The sequence below is a fragment of the Yersinia sp. 2553 StPb PI genome (assembly GCF_052217105.1).
Taxonomy (GTDB): domain Bacteria; phylum Pseudomonadota; class Gammaproteobacteria; order Enterobacterales; family Enterobacteriaceae; genus Yersinia; species Yersinia enterocolitica_E.
The window spans coordinates 1-17591 of sequence record NZ_JAZGPX010000002.1 but is presented as its reverse complement, the minus strand read 5'-3'; the positions used below and the strand labels follow the sequence as shown (position 1 = coordinate 17591).

Below are 17591 nucleotides of genomic sequence, written 5' to 3'. Positions count from 1 at the left end.
TTGGACTGCCTCTACTTGTTGCAGTGCTAATGGAACCAAAACATCATGCGTACTAGCCAATATCTGCTCTCCACTCTAAAGGAGACACCTGCCGATGCTGAAGTGATCAGTCACCAACTGATGCTTCGTGCCGGGATGATCCGTAAACTGGCATCAGGTCTTTATACCTGGTTACCGACCGGAGTTAGGGTGTTGAAGAAAGTCGAAAACATCGTGCGCGAAGAAATGAATAACGCCGGTGCTATTGAGGTTTCAATGCCCGTCGTACAACCGGCTGATTTGTGGCAGGAGAGTGGTCGCTGGGAACAGTATGGTCCTGAGCTATTGCGTTTTGTCGATCGCGGCGAACGCCCTTTTGTGCTCGGTCCAACTCATGAAGAAGTAATTACTGACCTGATTCGCGGTGAGATCAACTCTTACAAACAGTTGCCGCTGAATTTTTTCCAAATCCAGACCAAGTTTCGTGATGAAGTTCGCCCACGTTTCGGCGTGATGCGTGCTCGCGAGTTCCTGATGAAAGATGCTTACTCTTTCCATACCACTCAGGAATCGTTGCAGGAAACTTACGACGCGATGTATGCGGCCTACAGTAAGATTTTCTCTCGTATGGATCTGAATTTCCGTGCAGTTCTGGCAGATACCGGTTCAATTGGTGGCAGTGCATCGCATGAATTCCAAGTGCTGGCCGAGAGTGGCGAAGACGACATTGTGTTCTCAACCGGTTCTGATTATGCCGCTAATATTGAGTTTGCTGAAGCAGTGGCTCCTGGTGAACCACGGGCTAGCGCCACGGAAGAGCTGCGTATCATTGATACCCCGAATGCAAAAACCATCGCTGAATTGGTCGAGCAGTTCAACCTTCCAATAGTGAAAACAGTGAAAACCTTATTGGTGCATGCTCACGAAGAGAGTGGTCACAAGCTGGTTGCGTTGCTGGTTCGCGGTGATCATGAACTCAATGAGATTAAAGCAGAGAAACTGCTACAAGTCGCCAAACCACTGACCTTTGCCAGCGAAGAAGAGATTCGTGCAGTGATTGGCGCAGGTCCAGGTTCATTAGGCCCGGTTAATTTGCAGTTGCCAATCGTGATTGACCGCAGTGTGGCAGCGATGAGTGATTTTGGTGCTGGCGCGAATATCGACGGCAAACACTACTTTGGTATTAATTGGGAGCGTGACTTACCGCTGCCACAAATTGCCGATTTACGTAATGTGGTTGAAGGCGATATCAGCCCTGATGGCAAAGGCACATTACTTATCAAGCGTGGTATTGAAGTCGGTCATATCTTCCAGCTAGGCACTAAATACTCGGAAGCGATGAAAGCCACGGTTCAGGGCGAAGATGGCCGTAACCAAGTGATGACCATGGGTTGTTACGGTATTGGCGTATCCCGTGTAGTAGCAGCGGCCATTGAGCAGAATCATGACGACCGTGGCATTATTTGGCCGGATGCGATTGCACCGTTCCAGGTAGCCATTTTGCCAATGAATATGCACAAATCTTTCCGCGTGAAAGAGTTGGCGGAAGAGCTGTATGCCACTCTGCGTTCCCATGGTATTGACGTGATTCTCGATGACCGCAAAGAACGCCCAGGCGTGATGTTTGCCGATATGGAGCTGATTGGCGTGCCACACAATATCGTGATTGGTGACCGCAATCTCGACAGCGAAGAGGTGGAATATAAAAACCGCCGTATTGGTGAGAAGCAGATGATTAAAACCAGCGAAATCATTGAGTTCCTGCTGGGCCAAATCAAGCGCTAATTGACCCTAAGTAAACCGCTGAGCCGCTGGATAGTTAACTCACTACCAGCGGCTTTTTATTGCAGCAACGGATAGATTCTATTTACTGCCGCAACTCTTACTGGCATTAAACTTAATGTTATCAGCCGGAATCAGCGTTTTGTCTGATTGCCCTTCTTCCATCGATGGCCGCACATCAAAATGGCCATTAAGGGTTAAAAATACCGGTTCACCGACCTTTTTACGGGCTTTTAAATATCCGGTTTCCAGTGCAATATTATTCTCGACTGGGAAGGTTCGGCCGGTAGCACAATCGGTAAATACGGCAGCATCAGCAAAATACTTATACATACCGCTCAACGGCATCGGCGTTTTGGGTAACGGCTGATCACTCGGGGTAAGCTGATAATTCAATGCTGACTGAATCGCCAATCCTTGTTGGTCGAGCATCACCAGATTTTTACCTACCGGCCGAAAGTAGCGTTTCTCCCCTTGCCCATTAGTAAGTACCAACTTATCAGCAGTACGCGCCCACTGACCGTATTCAGCAAAGGTTTGATCGCTCTCGTTGTTATCGCCAGCATGAGCAGTGCCACGATAAATTTCCTTCAGGATAAAAGTCCCATCGCTATCAAGGAACAGTGAGGTATCCAAACCACTGCAATCCGCGCAGGGTAATACGCCCTGATAGCTTTGCTGCATAGGTTGTAAAGCCTGTTCAACCGGTTGATGTCGATTGTTGCAACCTAATAATGACAGTGCACCTACTGCCAAAAATAGCGTTATTGTTAATTTTTTCACAGTCATTCTCCCATACTGTGTCCGATATATAAGGAATGAAGCCACATTAGTCACAATGTATAAATCCCAGGCTAAATAATGGCATCACTCCTGATGTATTTTGCCGCGCAGTGCTTTGGTCGCACCTTTGCGGACTTTGCCCTCGACTCGCCTTATTTTTGAGCCTTTGGTCGGTTTTGTCGCCCGACGAGCCTTTTCTACCACCATTGCCTGATGGATTAATGCCACCAGCCGCGCCAATGCCGCTTCGCGGTTCATATCTTGACTGCGGTATTCTTGCGCTTTGATGATAACGACACCCTCTGCCGTCATCAAATGGCTATTTAGCAATAATAACCTTTCTTTATAGTACTCTGGCAGGCTTGAAGCCTTAATGTCAAAGCGCAAATGAATGGCAGTTGAGGTTTTATTGACGTGCTGTCCCCCCGCGCCCTGCGCCCGGATCGCCGTCAGCTCAATCTCACTGTCAGGTAGACTGACATAATTAGATATAATCAGCACGCTTATTGCCCGTCGCCTTGCCATTCATCAAAACTAATTTCCAGATTATTCTGAGCATCCGACAACCAAATAGTTCCCTCTTGCAACGTAGCCTGTAACGACATATTACGATTCGCAAGTGCCGCCAACTTGGCCATCTGTTCATCACCCAAGAAGCGCACCCGCAAATTACGGTGCCCGGATAACTTATCTCTGGCTTGTGGCCACCACACCTTGGCGGCGCGTTCACTGTAGGCATACAGCACCACTTGCTGTGACTGATTACAGGCTTTACGCAGACGTTTCTCCTCTGGTAACCCCAGCTCAACCCACAATTCAATACCGTTATGGTCATTATGACGCCAAATCTCCGGCTCATCGTCAGCGCTCAGGCCTTTAGTAAACTGCAAACGCTCATCAGCATGGCAGATCCATGCGAGTAACCTCAGCATCATACGTTGGTCAGTTTCGGAGGGGTGCTGCGCGATAGTCAGGTTAACATCCTGAAAAAAATTACGATCCATATCCGCAATGTTAACAGCAGCTTTATGGATGGTTGCTTTTAGTGCCATGGGTGACCTCTTAATTATCTGGCAGACAGTGTACTTGATCCAGTCTGCCAGCAGCCAGCCAACCCTGCATAAAGAGAACGATTAGTGGCATCAATGCGAAAAAGAAACCTTGTGCCACACTCTAATATCTCTATCACTCCTGTGCTATAGTCCTTATAAGTTCAGAGTTTATCTTCGTAGGTTGACAGTGTGTCGCTTCCGCTGAGAATCTACTGGGTTAAACTTTTCCAGGAGGATTACTGTGCAGCAATACTGTGAATTAGTACGCCGTTTTTATGCCCAAATTGGAAGTGGCGATCTGGGTTACGTACCAGACGCATTGCGCTGTGTATTGAAAGCATTGGACGAAGTTGCGGCTAACGACGCACTACCGTCCTCCGTTAGAGAACAGGCGGCCTTTGCCGCCGCTAACTTATTGGTGAGCGATTATGTCGATGAGTGAAGAGTATCAACCCATCAATTGTGATGACTACGATAATCTAGAGCTCGCCTGCCAACATCACCTGATACTGACGTTGAAGTTGAGAGGCGGTGAGATCGTAGAAGGTAAAGCCAGCGATCTGCTGCTGAGAAAAAAGGTCGAATACCTGATTATCGAGCAAGAAGGAACAATGCGCGAGTTGCGTCTGGACTATATTGCCAGCTTCAGTCACCCCGAGATAGGGACTGTTGTGGTGAGTGCATCATAGCTTCATCCCATTATATTGATGACGGGCCGCTGAAGAGTGGCCCGTTTTGCATTCAGGGCAGACCAAACCGAATCAAGGTTTTAAACTGGCATAGTAAGCCGCCAAATCAGAGAAATCCTCGTCGGTTAAAGGCACAACATAAGCCTGCATCACTCCAGCTTGCCCACCAGTACGCTCTCCTTTTTTATACGCTTTTAATGATTGTTCTAAATACATGGCATTTTGCCCAGCCAGATTAGGATACATCGGCACCGAAACCTTACCTTGTGCACCATGACAAGCCACACAACTGGCAGACTTAACTCGCCCCGCTTCGATATCATTTTTTGCCAACGCCGAGAAACTACTCAATCCCCATAACATCATTACACTGACGACTAATTTCATCATTGCTCCTCAAAATAGACTGTTCTGCGTGTTGTTATTTTATTATTCCGCGTTGGTCCAATTTAGGTACCAACAAGGTTCGCCTTCTTTTGCCTGGCCTGCCTGAGCCACAAACACTCCAGCCGCAGCAATTAATTGTTCGCCAAAGTAGAGTAGCGGAATACGCTCCCGTTGCCACGGCGGTACCCCCAACTCTTGCCAAATCTTTTTGCTATGGCGCGAATGATGCCGCCCGACAATCTTGATATCACCTTGTAAACCGAAACGGATGCTGATTACCTCGCCGGTTGCCGCAGCCCTGACCGCTTGCCCCCCTTCAGTAATAAAACTCAATACCCCCAGATTGGCAGGTAGAATCAAAGGGCCAGGGGGGATTGCGACATGATTAGGCCCAGCCTCAATGTTGGCCCAAGGTAGATGCCGTATATTTATTTCAGCCAGCGGTGGCAATAGATATAAATATTGCCGGAAGCGGCGAACCTGATGTGCCCCCAAAGTAAGCTGAGGCTCTGCATCTTGCCTTGCCATAGCAACTTCTAACCACAAACGTTGCAGTTGGTTTTGCGATGGCATCACTGCCCCCCATCTAGCCAGCCAACGGCGTAATATCGCCCCCCGTTTGGCTTCTGAGGCCAGTAATAACCCCTCAATAGAAAGCGCGCCATCCGGACTTTGCATTTGTTGCAGATTATCTGCCAACAACTCATCCAATAATTGTTCCTGCTCAGCGCACAGACTTGCACTGCGCGCCGTCGCTTGAGCAAAATGCGGCCAGCGCTGATGAAGCAGAGGCAACACACTTAATCGCAAGAAGTTACGATCGAAACGATGGTCCTGATTGCTGTCATCTTCAATCCACCGTAGTTGCTGTGCTTGAGCATAGTTCTCAAGCGTTGCGCGGGAAAAGGCCAACAATGGTCGCAACAACTGGCTATGGGCAAACGGCATTCTGCCTGCCATTGAGGACAGCCCCGCCGGACCACTGCCCCGCTTAAGTGCCAGTAAGAAGGTTTCACACTGGTCATCCAGATGTTGAGCCGTAAGTAGCACTTCATTGGCAGCTAAATGTAAGGAAAATGCCTGATAGCGAGCCGTTCTAGCGGCAGCCTCTATTCCATTGTGTCGCGGATCAATCTTCACTCGCACCACTTCAAGTGGAACTTCCCATTGATCACACTGCTGCTGGCAATGTTTTACCCAACTGTCTGCCAATGGGTTTAATCCGTGATGAATATGAATCGCACGAACTTTCAGCTCAGGGAGCAATTGTTGGCGCAGGCTAACCAATAAATGCAGTAATACACTGGAATCCAACCCACCACTGAACCCCACCAGCACATGGCGATGATCACCCAATTGTGCGAACAAAGGATTGAGTAACACATTAGGCATAAAGGTGGCTGAGTTCATGTCATTCCAGCGTTATTTCGTATAGCTCCAGAGGTAAACCATCTGGATCAGTAAAGAAAGTAAAACGTGCTTGGGTATAGGGATCAATGCGAACCGCTTCGCAAATCACACCGGTAGCCCCCAGTTCACTGACTGCCTGCTCAATATTATCAACCTGAAAAGCCAGGTGACGTAAACCACAAGCCTCTGGGCGGCTAGGCCGTGTTGACGGGGAGGGAAAAGAAAACAACTCGATAGTATATTGCCCATTTAAGGCTAAATCAGCTTTCCATGAGTCGCGTTCTTCACGATAGACCTCGCTTATCAAGCTGAACCCCAGCACCTCACAGTAGAATTTTTTACTGACCTGATAATCTGAGCCAATGATTGCAATATGATGTATCTGACGTATTGCTAACATGTATTACTCCAGTTTAATCATTTGTCTTCAGCACATTGACCCAATAGCGACCATCATCATCACGTTTAGCTCCGTGAATGTCGGTTTCAAACCCAGGGTAATGCGCGCCAATGGCACACAGCATCAGCAGGAAGTCCAAGACTGCGCGGCTCTCTTCACTGATCATTTCACCTGGCATAACCAACGGTACCCCCGGTGGGTAAGGCAGGATCATGTTGGCCACGACTTTGCCTATCAAATCACGCATTTCGCAGGCCGCTATATTACCGCGAATCTGCTGTTGGAACATGTCATACGGCGTGAGTTTCATCTCTGGCAGTACATCAAAAGACTGACGCATCAAACGGGGCAAGTCGTGTTTACGGATCAATTGGTGGATACCGGCGGCCAACTCCTGAATGCGCATATGGCGGTAAAAATCGGGATCTTCAGCAAACAGATCCGGCAGCATATTTTTAACCCGCAAGTTAAGATCATAAGCGCGTTTAAATTCAGTGAGGCCGCGTAATAAGCTCATCGACTTGGTTTTATCAATGCCAATACTGAACAGGAACAGTAAATTATATGGCCCGGTTTTCTCTACCACAATGCCGCGTTCATCGAGAAATTTAGCGACTAATGCCGCAGGGATCCCTTCGTCTTCAAGTTCCCCCTCACTGCTCATACCCGGCGTCAGGATGGTCACTTTGATCGGATCCAGATACATATGGTCTGCATCCGCATTACTAAAGCCATGCCACTTTTGCCCCGGTTGCAACGGCCAACAGGCTATTTCGTCAATATCTTCTGGCTGCCAGACATCAAAGAACCAGTTGTCACTTTGTAAACGTAAACGGCGAACTTCTTTGCGAAAATGCATCGCACGCTCAATGGAGCGCATAATCATGCGCCTGCCCGGTTTACCACGCATCATTGCTGCGGCAGTTTCCATTGATGCCACAATGCCGTAATTCGGAGAGGTGGTGGTATGCATCATATAAGCTTCGTTAAAAGTGCCTTCATTGTAATCACCTTTAATATGAATCATCGAAGCTTGAGAGAATGCGGCCAACAATTTATGTGTCGATTGCGTTTCATAGAAAACTTTACCCGCAATCCGTTCCCCGCTCATGCCACTTTTCCCTTCATAGATCTCATGGAAATTGGTATAAGGCACCCAGGCGGAATCAAAGTGAATTGAAGGGACGTCCAGTGTCTGCTTAATATAATCAGTATTATAGAGCAGCCCATCATAGGTTGAGTTCGTTATCACCGCATGCACTGGCCAGCTGGCATTCTTGGTTTGTGCAATTTTCTCAGTAATAGATTCGCGCGTAAATTCGTGCTGCGGGATGCCGCCCAAAATACCGTAAGCATTACGGGCCGGGCGCAAATATAGCGGAATGATATTGGTCATCATCAAAAGATGTGTCAGAGACTTATGACAATTACGGTCAATCAATACCGTACTGCCCGAAGGGGACGAATACATGCCAATGATTTTATTTGCCGTTGATGTCCCGTTCGTCACCATATAACTCTGCTCAGCATTGAAAGTACGGGCAATATACTCTTCGGCTTCCAGATGCGGGCCACTGTGGTCTAATAGTGATCCGAGTTCAGTCACTGAAATCGACACATCAGCCTTGAGGGTGTTAGCACCAAAGAAATCATAGAATAAGCTGCCTACCGGGCTTTTTTGAAATGCCGTCCCCGCCATATGCCCCGGCGTACAGAAGGTATATTTCCCTTCTTTGACGTAATTAAATAACGCCTTGGTTAGCGGCGGAGTGATGCTATCCATATACTCAGCGGTATATTGTTCAATATGCTGGGCAATATCATCTGCCGCATTTAACGTATATTCAAAGAAATAAAGAGCCATGCGCATTTCATTCAAACTGACATCCAATGAGGAGGTCGTATTGATAAATGCGTAAAGTGGGAGATATTCGTTCAGATCATTAATTTCAGTGCAAAGCTCATTACTGTGCTGGTCCCAATCGAAAATCACACCAATAATCCGCGCATTATGCTCGATCAGTTTAAGCAGATCACCACGATCCTGAGGGTAGATCAACTGAAAACCTTTAGCCAGCAGGGCATCGTTTAACTCACGAATAGGTTCATCTTTGTAGTAAACCCCCATCGGCCCCATGATTGCGATGATATTCATCGGTGAATCCTCATATTGTTCGCCAATTACCTATAACAACATGAAATTAAATTTTTGCCAAAATTATTATGGGGTTAGATATTATGACTCAGAATCTATAAGTAAAAAATCCGGCTCATAATATATGAGCCGGATTTCAATATTTCTCTGCGATGCCCAATAAATCGGGCATGCTTAATCAGCAATAACCGTAATTCATCAGACGCTGATAACGACGATTCAATAATTCTTCGTCATTCAAAACATCCAGATCACTAAGATCAGCCAACAGTTGCGCCTTCAAAGCAGCAGCAATAGTGATGTAATCACGGTGTGCGCCGCCTAAAGGTTCAGGGATAACCGAGTCAATCATCTTTAATTCTTTCAGACGATGAGCCGTAATACCCATGGCCTCTGCGGCTAACGGTGCTTTATCAGCACTTTTCCACAGAATAGATGCACAGCCCTCTGGGGAGATAACGGAATAGGTGCTGTATTGCAGCATATTCACTTTATCGCCAACACCAATGGCTAATGCGCCGCCTGAGCCACCTTCACCAATAACGGTACAGACGATAGGAACACTCAGGCGTGACATCTCACGCAGGTTACGTGCGATGGCTTCAGATTGACCACGCTCTTCTGCGCCAACACCAGGATATGCCCCCGGTGTATCAATGAAAGTAATGATTGGCAGCTTAAAGCGCTCAGCCATCTCCATCAGACGCAGTGCCTTACGATAACCTTCAGGCGCTGGCATACCAAAGTTACGGCGAATTTTTTCTTTGGTTTCACGGCCTTTTTGATGACCAATGATCATCACCGGGCGACCATCCAGACGAGCAATACCACCGACAATAGCTTTGTCGTCGGCATAAGCGCGATCTCCCGCCAGTTCTTCGAAATCAGTAAAGATATTAGCGATATAATCCAGGGTATAAGGACGACGAGGGTGGCGTGCCAGTTGGGCAATCTGCCATGCGCCGAGGTCCGAGAAAATTTTCCGCGTCAGCTCAACACTTTTCTCACGCAGACGCTGGACCTCTTCATCCAGATTAATATCTAATTTTTCGTCTTGACGGCTGACTGCAGTCAGCGAGTCAATTTTCGCTTCCAGCTCTGCAATCGGCTGTTCAAAATCAAGAAAATTCAGACTCATAGCATTCCTATTTTAGTCAAATTCCAGTTCCACCTGCTCATTACCTACCAGCGTTCGCAAATCTATCAATAAGCGATCGGTGGGCGTCACGCGCCATGTGGCTCCAAACCGCAGCCGGGCGCGAGCATCTTCCCGTTGGTAATAAAGATGCACTGGGATCGTCCCCGCTCGATGGGGTTCCAACGACTGACGGAGACGGTTCAAAAGCTGGTCATCAATTTGCCTGTCGGTCAGCGATATAGCAAGCCCACGGGCATATTTTTCACGAGCTTCACTGATGTCCATTAACTCACGGGCGGTCATTTTAAGTCCACCACTAAAGTCATCAAAGCTGACCTGTCCAGTGGCTATCAGGATACGGTCTTTTTCCAATAAATGCTGATATTTTTCCAATGCATCGGTGAATAGCATCACCTCCAGACGCCCGGAGCGGTCATCCAAAGTACAAATACCAATGCGATTCCCGCGTTTTGTTACCATAACCCTTGCAGCGATTACCAGCCCTACCGCAGTGGTCATTTTGCCCCGATCCGTCGGATGCATATCTTTCAAACGCAGCCCGCCAGCATAACGTTCGATTTCCTTTAGATATTGAGTAATCGGGTGGCCGGTTAGGTATAACCCCAGCGTTTCCCGCTCACCGTCTAAAACAATTTGTTCCTGCCACCGCGGCACATTAGCATAAGATTGCTCAACCTGCTCAGGTGCATCAGCCAATACGCCAAACATATCGGCCTGACCAATGGCCTCTGCTTTCGCATGTTGGTCTGCGGCTTTTAACGCTTCGCCTAAGGAGCTCATTAATGCGGCACGGTGCGGCCCCAAACGGTCAAAAGCACCGGACATGATTAACTTTTCTAATATCCGCCGATTCAGCTTTTTCGTATCGACGCGGGCACATAAATCAAACAAATCTTTGAAGTGACCGCCCTCTTTACGCGCCTCCAGTATCGCGTCGATCGGCGCCTCACCAACCCCCTTGATAGCACCAATCCCGTAAACAATTTCACCCTCATCATTTACATGGAAGTGATACAGGCCACTGTTAATTTCTGGTGGCAGAATCTTCAGCCCCATACGCCAACATTCATCAACCAGGCCAACGACTTTATCGGTGTTATCCATATCGGCGGTCATTACCGCAGCCATAAATTCAGCCGGATAATGTGCTTTTAACCACAACGTCTGGTAGGACACCAAAGCATAAGCAGCGGAGTGAGATTTGTTAAAACCATAACCGGCAAACTTCTCTACCAAGTCAAAGATTTTTATCGCCAATTCACCGTCAACGCCCTGACTTTTGGCCCCATCTTCGAATACCGAACGCTGTTTTGCCATCTCTGCTGGGTTTTTCTTACCCATAGCTCGACGCAACATATCCGCGCCGCCAAGGGAGTAACCAGACAGAACCTGCGCAATCTGCATAACCTGTTCCTGATACAGGATGATGCCATAGGTCGGCTCCAGTACAGGCTTCAGGGATTCATGTTGCCATTCGATATCAGGATAGGACAGTGCTTCACGACCATGTTTACGGTCAATAAAGTTATCTACCATCCCTGATTGCAGCGGACCGGGGCGGAATAATGCCACCAGAGCTATCATATCCTCGAAGCAGTCTGGCTTCAGCCGCTTGATAAGATCCTTCATACCTCGGGATTCAAGCTGGAATACTGCTGTCGTTTCCGAACGTTGCAGCATATCGAAGCTTTGCTTATCTTCCAGCGGAATAGAGGCGATATCTATCGGTTCTAGCCCAGTTTTGGCGCGCTTGGCATTGATCATCTCCAGCGCCCAATTAATGATAGTTAGCGTACGCAAACCGAGGAAGTCGAACTTCACCAGACCGGCATATTCCACATCATTTTTATCGAACTGAGTAACCGGGTTTTTGCCTTCCGCATCACAATATAGCGGTGCAAAATCAGTAATTTTGGTCGGAGCAATAACCACCCCACCGGCGTGTTTCCCAGCGTTACGTGTTACCCCCTCCAGCTTACGCGCCATATCAATCAGCGCCCTAACCTCTTCATCGGCTTCATAAATTTCAGGAAGTTGCGGTTCAGCGGCAAAGGCTTTTTCCAGCGTCATTCCAGGATCTGGTGGCACCAATTTTGAGATACGATCGACAAAACCATAAGGGTGGCCCAGCACGCGACCCACATCGCGGATAACCGCTTTGGCAGCCATCGTACCGAAGGTAATAATCTGAGAAACTGCATCGCGTCCATACATTTCGGCCACATGTTCAATCACCAGATCACGTTTCTCCATACAGAAGTCAACGTCGAAGTCGGGCATTGATACACGTTCAGGGTTGAGAAAACGTTCGAACAGCAGGTCAAATTCCAGCGGATCCAGATCGGTAATCTTGAGCGCATATGCCACCAGAGAGCCTGCACCTGAGCCTCGCCCTGGCCCTACCGGAACACCATTATCTTTAGACCACTGGATAAATTCCATTACTATCAAGAAGTAACCAGGGAATCCCATCTGGTTGATAACTTTTAGCTCAATATCGAGCCGCTCGTCATACTCTGGCCGTTTTTGCGCCCGCACTTGCGAGTCGGGGAAGAGGAATTCCAACCGTTCTTCCAAACCTTGCTTTGATTTTTCTACCAAAAAATCTTCCGTGCTCATCTCACCGGTAGGGAACTGCGGTAGAAAGTATTCCCCAAGGCGGATGGTGACGTTACAACGTTTGGCTATTTCAACACTGTTGAGCAGCGCTTCAGGAATATCCGCGAACAGCTCACACATCTGTTCTTCATCGCGCATAAACTGCTGAGGACTATAATTTTTAGGCCGCTTAGGATCAACCAATGTAAAACCGTCATGAATAGCAACGCGGATCTCATGGGCGTCAAAGTCAGACTCAACGATAAAACGCACATCATTGGTCGCAACAACTGGCAGGCCGCGCTCAGTCGCTAGCGCGACTGCCGCATGAAGATAGTTCTCTTCGTCTGGCCGACCGGTACGGATTAGCTCCAAATAGTAACTGTCAGGGAAATGCTCTTGATAAAACTCAAGACACTGATCAACCTGAGTCTGATTACCGCGCAGCATAAACTTGCCGACATCCCCCATCCGGCCACCGGATAGCAGAATCAGCCCCTCTTTATGCTTGATCAGCCAATCGCGATCAATTATCGGACCAGCTGCGCCATAACCACGTTGATAAGCTTCGGAGATCAATAAGGTAAGGTTTTGATAACCTTCATTATTGCGTGCCAACACAGTAAGGTGAGCCAACTCATCACCCAAGATTTCACTTTGCACGTAGAAATCTGCGCCAATGATGGGTTTAATCCCAGCACCGTGGGCGCTACCGTAGAATTTCACCAAACCACAAAGGTTAGTGAAGTCAGTAATGGCCAGAGCGGGCATACCTAATGCAGCAGCTCTCTTCACCAAGGGTCCAATCTTGGCTAATCCATCGATCATGGAGTAATCGCTGTGAACACGCAGGTGGACAAAACGAGGTTCGGCCATATCCAGATACCAGAAATTAGTGGATTGAATCACACCCGCAGAACAGAGTGTCTGAGGGCATCATAACTATGAGTGTCTTTCAGCGACAATACCGGCTTATATCAGCCCTAGCACGCGCTTAACCGGGCCAAAGCTGCGCCGATGGTGCTCAGTTGCGCCTAGTGCTGCCAGCCGCTCCAGGTGGAATGCTGTCGGGTAGCCTTTGTGCTGCGCAAAACCATACTCGGGGAAAATGAGATCCAGTTCAGTCATTTCACGATCACGGGTCACTTTAGCCAGAATAGAGGCGGCACTGATCTCTGCAACTCGGCTGTCCCCTTTTACAACGGCTAATGACGGCATCGCCAGTTTTGGACAGCGATTACCATCAATCAACACATAATCGGGTGTGATATGTAATCCTGCTACCGCTCTTTGCATTGCCAGCATTGTTGCATGCAATATATTTAGGTGATCAATCTCTTCTGGCTCAGCGCGACCAAGGCTCCAGGACAGGGCCTTATCCGTAATTTCGTCATAAAGTGATAGACGCCGCTTCTCACTCAGTTTTTTCGAGTCTGCCAAACCGACAATTGGCCGTGTCGGATCGAGAATAACCGCCGCAGTGACAACAGCCCCCACTAATGGGCCACGGCCAACTTCATCCACACCGGCAATAAAATTCGCCTGCGGGTATATAAAAATATCTGTCATCGACCTGCTAACTCCAATACCGCCTGTGCTGCCTGTTCATCCGCGCCACAACGGATGCTCTGATGCAAAATCAGGAAACGTTCTTTTAACGCCTCAACTGCATCACCACCTTGTAATAGCGGTAACAATGCATCGGCTAATGTTTGTGGTTGGCACTCTTGCTGCAACAATTCTGTCACCAGCTCTTCGCCTGCCAACAGATTCGGTAATGAGACATAAGGTGTTTTAACTAATCGTTCTGCTAACCAGAAAGTGAAGGGTTTCATACGATAACCTACCACCATGGGGCATTTAGCCAACATGCATTCCAACGCCGCAGTGCCCGAGGCGAGCAAGGTAGCATCACTGGCAATCATCGCCACCCGGGCATTGCCATCTAATAAATGGACGGATAAGTCAGGGGCAATTTCAGCTTTAATTCGTTCGAACTGCTCACGACGCTTGCTGTTAACCAATGGAACCAGCACTTCCAGCTCAGGCAGCTGTTGCCTCAAGATGGCAGCAGTACGCAGAAAATCGGCACTGAGCATTTCCACTTCTGAATGGCGACTACCCGGCAACAGGGCCAGACATGGCGCATGTAACGCAATCCCCAATTCTGTTCTTGCCGCTTGCTTATCAGGGATTAAAGGCATGGCATCAGCCATGGTATGACCAATAAAGCGACATGGAACATTGAAACGATCGTAAAACGCTTTTTCAAAAGGAAGAAAAGCCAACACCATATCGGTCGCTTTACCAATTTTGAAAACGCGTTTTTGTCGCCAGGCCCAAACAGAGGGGCTGACATAATGAATGGTTCGGATGCCACGCTGTTTCAAACGCCCTTCGAGGGTGATATTGAAATCAGGCGCATCGATACCCACGAAAACATCTGGGGAGAGTTCACTAAAGCGTTGGGTCAGATCTTTGCGGATCTTGAGTAACCGTGGCAAGCGTTCTAATACTTCAACAACGCCCATCACTGCCAACTCTTCCATCTCATACCAGGCTTCACATCCCTCAGCTTGCATCAACGGCCCAGCAACACCAACAAAGCGGGCATCGGGAACCTGAGCTTTCAGCGCACGAATCAACCCAGCGCCTAAGATGTCGCCAGAAGTTTCTCCGGCGACTAAACCGATAGTTAAAGGACGCCCGGTATTCGACGGACAATCAACAGCTAATGGGCTATTTTGCATAAGTTAGCGAATAATGCCGCGAGTAGAGCGCGCAAAGAAATCACTGAATGCCTTAACCGCCGGAACCTGCTCCGCCAATTCGGCAATTTCTGGTTTCACTTCATCCAGCGTCCGACCACTGCGGTACAACAACTTGTAAGCATTACGGATCGCATGAAGTGATTCTTTGTCAAAACCGCGACGTTTTAACCCTTCAATATTGATACCAAATGGTGTTGCATGGTTGCCCTGAGCAATGACATAAGGAGGCACATCCTGAGCAACGCCTGAACAACCGCCCACCATCACATGCGCACCAATCACGCAGAATTGATGGATAGCCGTCATTCCGCCAATGATGGCAAAATCGTCAATTTCCACATGACCACCCAAAGTTGCATTGTTCGCAAGAATGCAACGATCACCAATGATACAGTCATGGGCGATATGGGCATTAATCATCAGCAAATTGTCGCTGCCTACTTTAGTTAATCCACCACCTTGGACCGTACCACGGTGGATAGATACGCTTTCACGGATACGGTTACGCGAACCGATCTCAACGCGAGTAGGCTCGCCTGCATATTTCAGATCCTGATTCGCCTCACCAATGGAGGCAAATTGGTAAATCTGATTGTCACAGCCAATCTTGGTTACACCATTAACGACGACATGGGATTTCAGTTCCGTGCCAGCGCCAATTTCCACCTGAGATCCGACAAAGCAGAAGGGGCCAATACGAACGCCGGCACCAATAATGGCACCTTCTTCGACGATAGAACTTGGATGGATAATGGCGGTTTTGTCAATCACGTATCAGGACTCCTTAACTGCGGGTTCGACAACAACAGACTTTGCAACAACAGCTTCTGCTGGTGGGGTTACTGGTCTGCTACGAGCACACATCATCGTGGCAGTACAGACGATTTCACCATCGACTTTCGCAACACCAGTAAAACGGGTCAGACCACGGCGTTCTTTAACGAACTGAACTTCCATGATCATTTGATCACCAGGCACTACCGGACGTTTGAAGCGAGCTTCATCAATGCCAGCAAAATAATAAAGTTCACCCGGCTCAAGTTTACCGCGGCTTTTAAATGCCAAGATACCGGTCGCCTGCGCCATCGCCTCTAAAATCAGCACGCCTGGGAAGATAGGTTTACCCGGGAAATGGCCTTGGAAAAATGGCTCGTTGAAAGAGACGTTCTTCACTGCACGCAGAAATTTTCCTTCTTCGAAATCAAGGACACGATCTACCAGCAAGAACGGAAAACGGTGCGGGAGTAGATCCAAAATCTCTTCAATATGCAGAGTATGAGTGTCAGTAGTCAAAATACTCTTCCTGTCTAAAAAACTAATGCTATCAACAACACGGCCTGCACTGCCCCAAAAGGGAGGCATTAGGCAGGCCGCAAATTAGGAACTCTGTATACCCTTCGAACTTGACGCAACAACGGCGTAACTGCACGTATTTACCTGAATCACTTGACCACATAAGTTCATCAAGATTGATTTATTTTGTCAGGCTGCGACACCAATTTCTTTAAGTATCTACTTTTGGCATCACTTGCCAATAAGCTTAATTATTGACTCAGAGTATCAGTCTTGAGTGACTACTCTTTATCGATTTTACGCTCAATAGCTTTTAAGCGTTTATTAATTCCATCGATATTCATCACTAAAGCAGCGGTCTTGCGCCAAACTTTATTTGGTTGTAACGGAATGCCGGAGGAGTATAACCCAGGTTCAGTGATTGGGCGCATCACCATTCCCATTCCGGTGATGGTGACTTTGTCACAAATCTCCATATGACCATTGATCACACTCGCGCCGCCTATCATACAATAGCGGCCAACTTTCAGACTGCCTGCCATGATAACACCACCCGCAACTGCGGTATTGTCGCCAATCACAACGTTATGTGCAATCTGACATTGGTTATCAATGATGACGCCATTACCAATAATGGTATTATCTAGTGCACCACGGTCAATCGTGGTACAAGCGCCAATCTCAACACGGTCACCAATATGCACTGAACCGAGCTGTGGAATTTTTATCCAATTACCACGATCATTTGCATAACCAAAACCATCTGCACCAATGACCGTACCGGATTGAATCAAGCAGTTCTGCCCAATAACAACTTCATGATAAACGGAAACATTGGCCCACAAACGGCTACCAGCACCAATGTGAGTATTCTTGCCAATAAAGCAGCCAGCACCGATAACCACATTATCGCCTAGCACAACACCGGACTCTATCACTGCATTTGCACCGATAGAAACCTTCTCTCCCAACGTTACCAGTGGAGCGATAACTGCACTCGGTGCAATATCCTGGGCCGGTTGAGGTGTGGTATCCATTATCTGAGCCATACGTGCATAGGTTAAATACGGATTTTTAACCACTAGAGCTGCAGATTTACAGAAAGGTAAGTCAGCCTCAGTCAATACCACCGC

At 48.0% G+C, this 17591-nt stretch carries 17 protein-coding genes; 3 read left to right on the top strand and 14 right to left on the bottom strand.

The features are described from left to right. Positions 1-45: 45 nt before the first annotated feature. A complete protein-coding gene (proS, locus tag V2A84_RS01100) occupies positions 46-1764 on the top strand; it encodes a proline--tRNA ligase (RefSeq protein ID WP_083162962.1) in 1719 nt (572 codons plus the stop codon). 78 nt (positions 1765-1842) lie between these two features. Here the strand turns inward: proS and nlpE are convergent, their stop codons facing one another. From nlpE to V2A84_RS01085, 3 genes are all read right to left on the bottom strand, one after another. Further along, the gene (nlpE, locus tag V2A84_RS01095) at positions 1843-2544 is read right to left on the bottom strand and encodes an envelope stress response activation lipoprotein NlpE (RefSeq protein ID WP_193784790.1); all 702 of its coding nucleotides are present in this window, start codon (positions 2542-2544) and stop codon (positions 1843-1845) included. A gap of 84 nt (positions 2545-2628) precedes the next feature. Continuing rightward, entirely contained in the window at positions 2629-3045 is a 417-nt protein-coding gene (gene arfB / locus V2A84_RS01090) for an alternative ribosome rescue aminoacyl-tRNA hydrolase ArfB (protein WP_083162958.1), read from the bottom strand. Between the two features lie 2 nt (positions 3046-3047). Continuing rightward, entirely contained in the window at positions 3048-3596 is a 549-nt protein-coding gene (locus V2A84_RS01085; RefSeq protein WP_083162956.1) for a YaeQ family protein, read from the bottom strand. A gap of 241 nt (positions 3597-3837) precedes the next feature. On the opposite strand from V2A84_RS01085, the gene V2A84_RS01080 reads away from it, so the two are divergent. Next, on the top strand, positions 3838-4038 hold the full coding sequence (locus V2A84_RS01080; RefSeq protein ID WP_005185672.1) for a YaeP family protein: 201 nt from the start codon (positions 3838-3840) through the stop codon (positions 4036-4038). After that, positions 4025-4285 (top strand): Rho-binding antiterminator, encoded by a 261-nt coding sequence (gene rof / locus V2A84_RS01075; RefSeq protein ID WP_083162954.1) that lies wholly within the window; start codon positions 4025-4027, stop codon positions 4283-4285. Before V2A84_RS01080 ends, rof begins: the two co-directional genes overlap by 14 nt. Before the next feature lie 72 nt (positions 4286-4357). Here rof and V2A84_RS01070 read toward each other — a convergent pair whose 3' ends face one another. The 11 genes from V2A84_RS01070 to lpxD all read right to left on the bottom strand — a co-directional run. After that, on the bottom strand, positions 4358-4675 hold the full coding sequence (locus tag V2A84_RS01070) for a c-type cytochrome (protein WP_442848512.1): 318 nt from the start codon (positions 4673-4675) through the stop codon (positions 4358-4360). 39 nt (positions 4676-4714) lie between these two features. Continuing rightward, positions 4715-6082: a tRNA lysidine(34) synthetase TilS gene (gene tilS / locus V2A84_RS01065; RefSeq protein WP_442848511.1), complete on the bottom strand. Its 1368-nt coding sequence runs from the start codon at positions 6080-6082 to the stop codon at positions 4715-4717. Position 6083: 1 nt separating this feature from the next. Further along, complete coding sequence (locus V2A84_RS01060) at positions 6084-6482, bottom strand: VOC family protein (RefSeq protein ID WP_442848510.1); 399 nt, start codon at positions 6480-6482, stop codon at positions 6084-6086. Between the two features lie 13 nt (positions 6483-6495). Next, complete coding sequence (locus V2A84_RS01055; RefSeq protein ID WP_442848509.1) at positions 6496-8637, bottom strand: lysine decarboxylase LdcC; 2142 nt, start codon at positions 8635-8637, stop codon at positions 6496-6498. Positions 8638-8815: 178 nt separating this feature from the next. After that, positions 8816-9775, bottom strand: coding sequence for an acetyl-CoA carboxylase carboxyl transferase subunit alpha (gene accA / locus V2A84_RS01050; RefSeq protein WP_083162942.1), 960 nt, complete (start codon positions 9773-9775; stop codon positions 8816-8818). A gap of 12 nt (positions 9776-9787) precedes the next feature. Then, complete coding sequence (dnaE, locus tag V2A84_RS01045) at positions 9788-13270, bottom strand: DNA polymerase III subunit alpha (protein WP_083162940.1); 3483 nt, start codon at positions 13268-13270, stop codon at positions 9788-9790. A 96-nt stretch (positions 13271-13366) separates the two neighbouring features. Then, positions 13367-13963, bottom strand: coding sequence for a ribonuclease HII (rnhB, locus tag V2A84_RS01040; protein WP_083162939.1), 597 nt, complete (start codon positions 13961-13963; stop codon positions 13367-13369). Then, a complete protein-coding gene (gene lpxB / locus V2A84_RS01035) occupies positions 13960-15144 on the bottom strand; it encodes a lipid-A-disaccharide synthase (protein ID WP_083162937.1) in 1185 nt (394 codons plus the stop codon). Before lpxB ends, rnhB begins: the two co-directional genes overlap by 4 nt. A gap of 3 nt (positions 15145-15147) precedes the next feature. Further along, entirely contained in the window at positions 15148-15936 is a 789-nt protein-coding gene (gene lpxA / locus V2A84_RS01030; RefSeq protein ID WP_083162935.1) for an acyl-ACP--UDP-N-acetylglucosamine O-acyltransferase, read from the bottom strand. Between the two features lie 3 nt (positions 15937-15939). Further along, positions 15940-16458, bottom strand: a complete 519-nt coding sequence (gene fabZ / locus V2A84_RS01025; RefSeq protein WP_083164110.1) for a 3-hydroxyacyl-ACP dehydratase FabZ — start codon at positions 16456-16458, stop codon at positions 15940-15942. 281 nt (positions 16459-16739) lie between these two features. Continuing rightward, on the bottom strand, positions 16740-17591 hold an 852-nt coding region (gene lpxD / locus V2A84_RS01020), incomplete at its 5' end, for a UDP-3-O-(3-hydroxymyristoyl)glucosamine N-acyltransferase (protein WP_442848508.1).

Excerpts from the sequence above, each read along its gene's own strand:
- proS (WP_083162962.1), top strand. The coding sequence starts at position 46 with ATGCGTACTAGCCAATATCTGCTCTCCACTCTAAAGGAGACACCTGCC.
- V2A84_RS01085 (WP_083162956.1), bottom strand. The coding sequence starts at position 3,596 with ATGGCACTAAAAGCAACCATCCATAAAGCTGCTGTTAACATTGCGGAT.
- rof (WP_083162954.1), top strand. The coding sequence starts at position 4,025 with ATGTCGATGAGTGAAGAGTATCAACCCATCAATTGTGATGACTACGAT.
- V2A84_RS01070 (WP_442848512.1), bottom strand. The coding sequence starts at position 4,675 with ATGATGAAATTAGTCGTCAGTGTAATGATGTTATGGGGATTGAGTAGT.
- tilS (WP_442848511.1), bottom strand. The coding sequence starts at position 6,082 with ATGAACTCAGCCACCTTTATGCCTAATGTGTTACTCAATCCTTTGTTC.
- V2A84_RS01060 (WP_442848510.1), bottom strand. The coding sequence starts at position 6,482 with ATGTTAGCAATACGTCAGATACATCATATTGCAATCATTGGCTCAGAT.
- V2A84_RS01055 (WP_442848509.1), bottom strand. The coding sequence starts at position 8,637 with ATGAATATCATCGCAATCATGGGGCCGATGGGGGTTTACTACAAAGAT.
- accA (WP_083162942.1), bottom strand. The coding sequence starts at position 9,775 with ATGAGTCTGAATTTTCTTGATTTTGAACAGCCGATTGCAGAGCTGGAA.
- dnaE (WP_083162940.1), bottom strand. The coding sequence starts at position 13,270 with ATGGCCGAACCTCGTTTTGTCCACCTGCGTGTTCACAGCGATTACTCC.
- rnhB (WP_083162939.1), bottom strand. The coding sequence starts at position 13,963 with ATGACAGATATTTTTATATACCCGCAGGCGAATTTTATTGCCGGTGTG.
- lpxB (WP_083162937.1), bottom strand. The coding sequence starts at position 15,144 with ATGCAAAATAGCCCATTAGCTGTTGATTGTCCGTCGAATACCGGGCGT.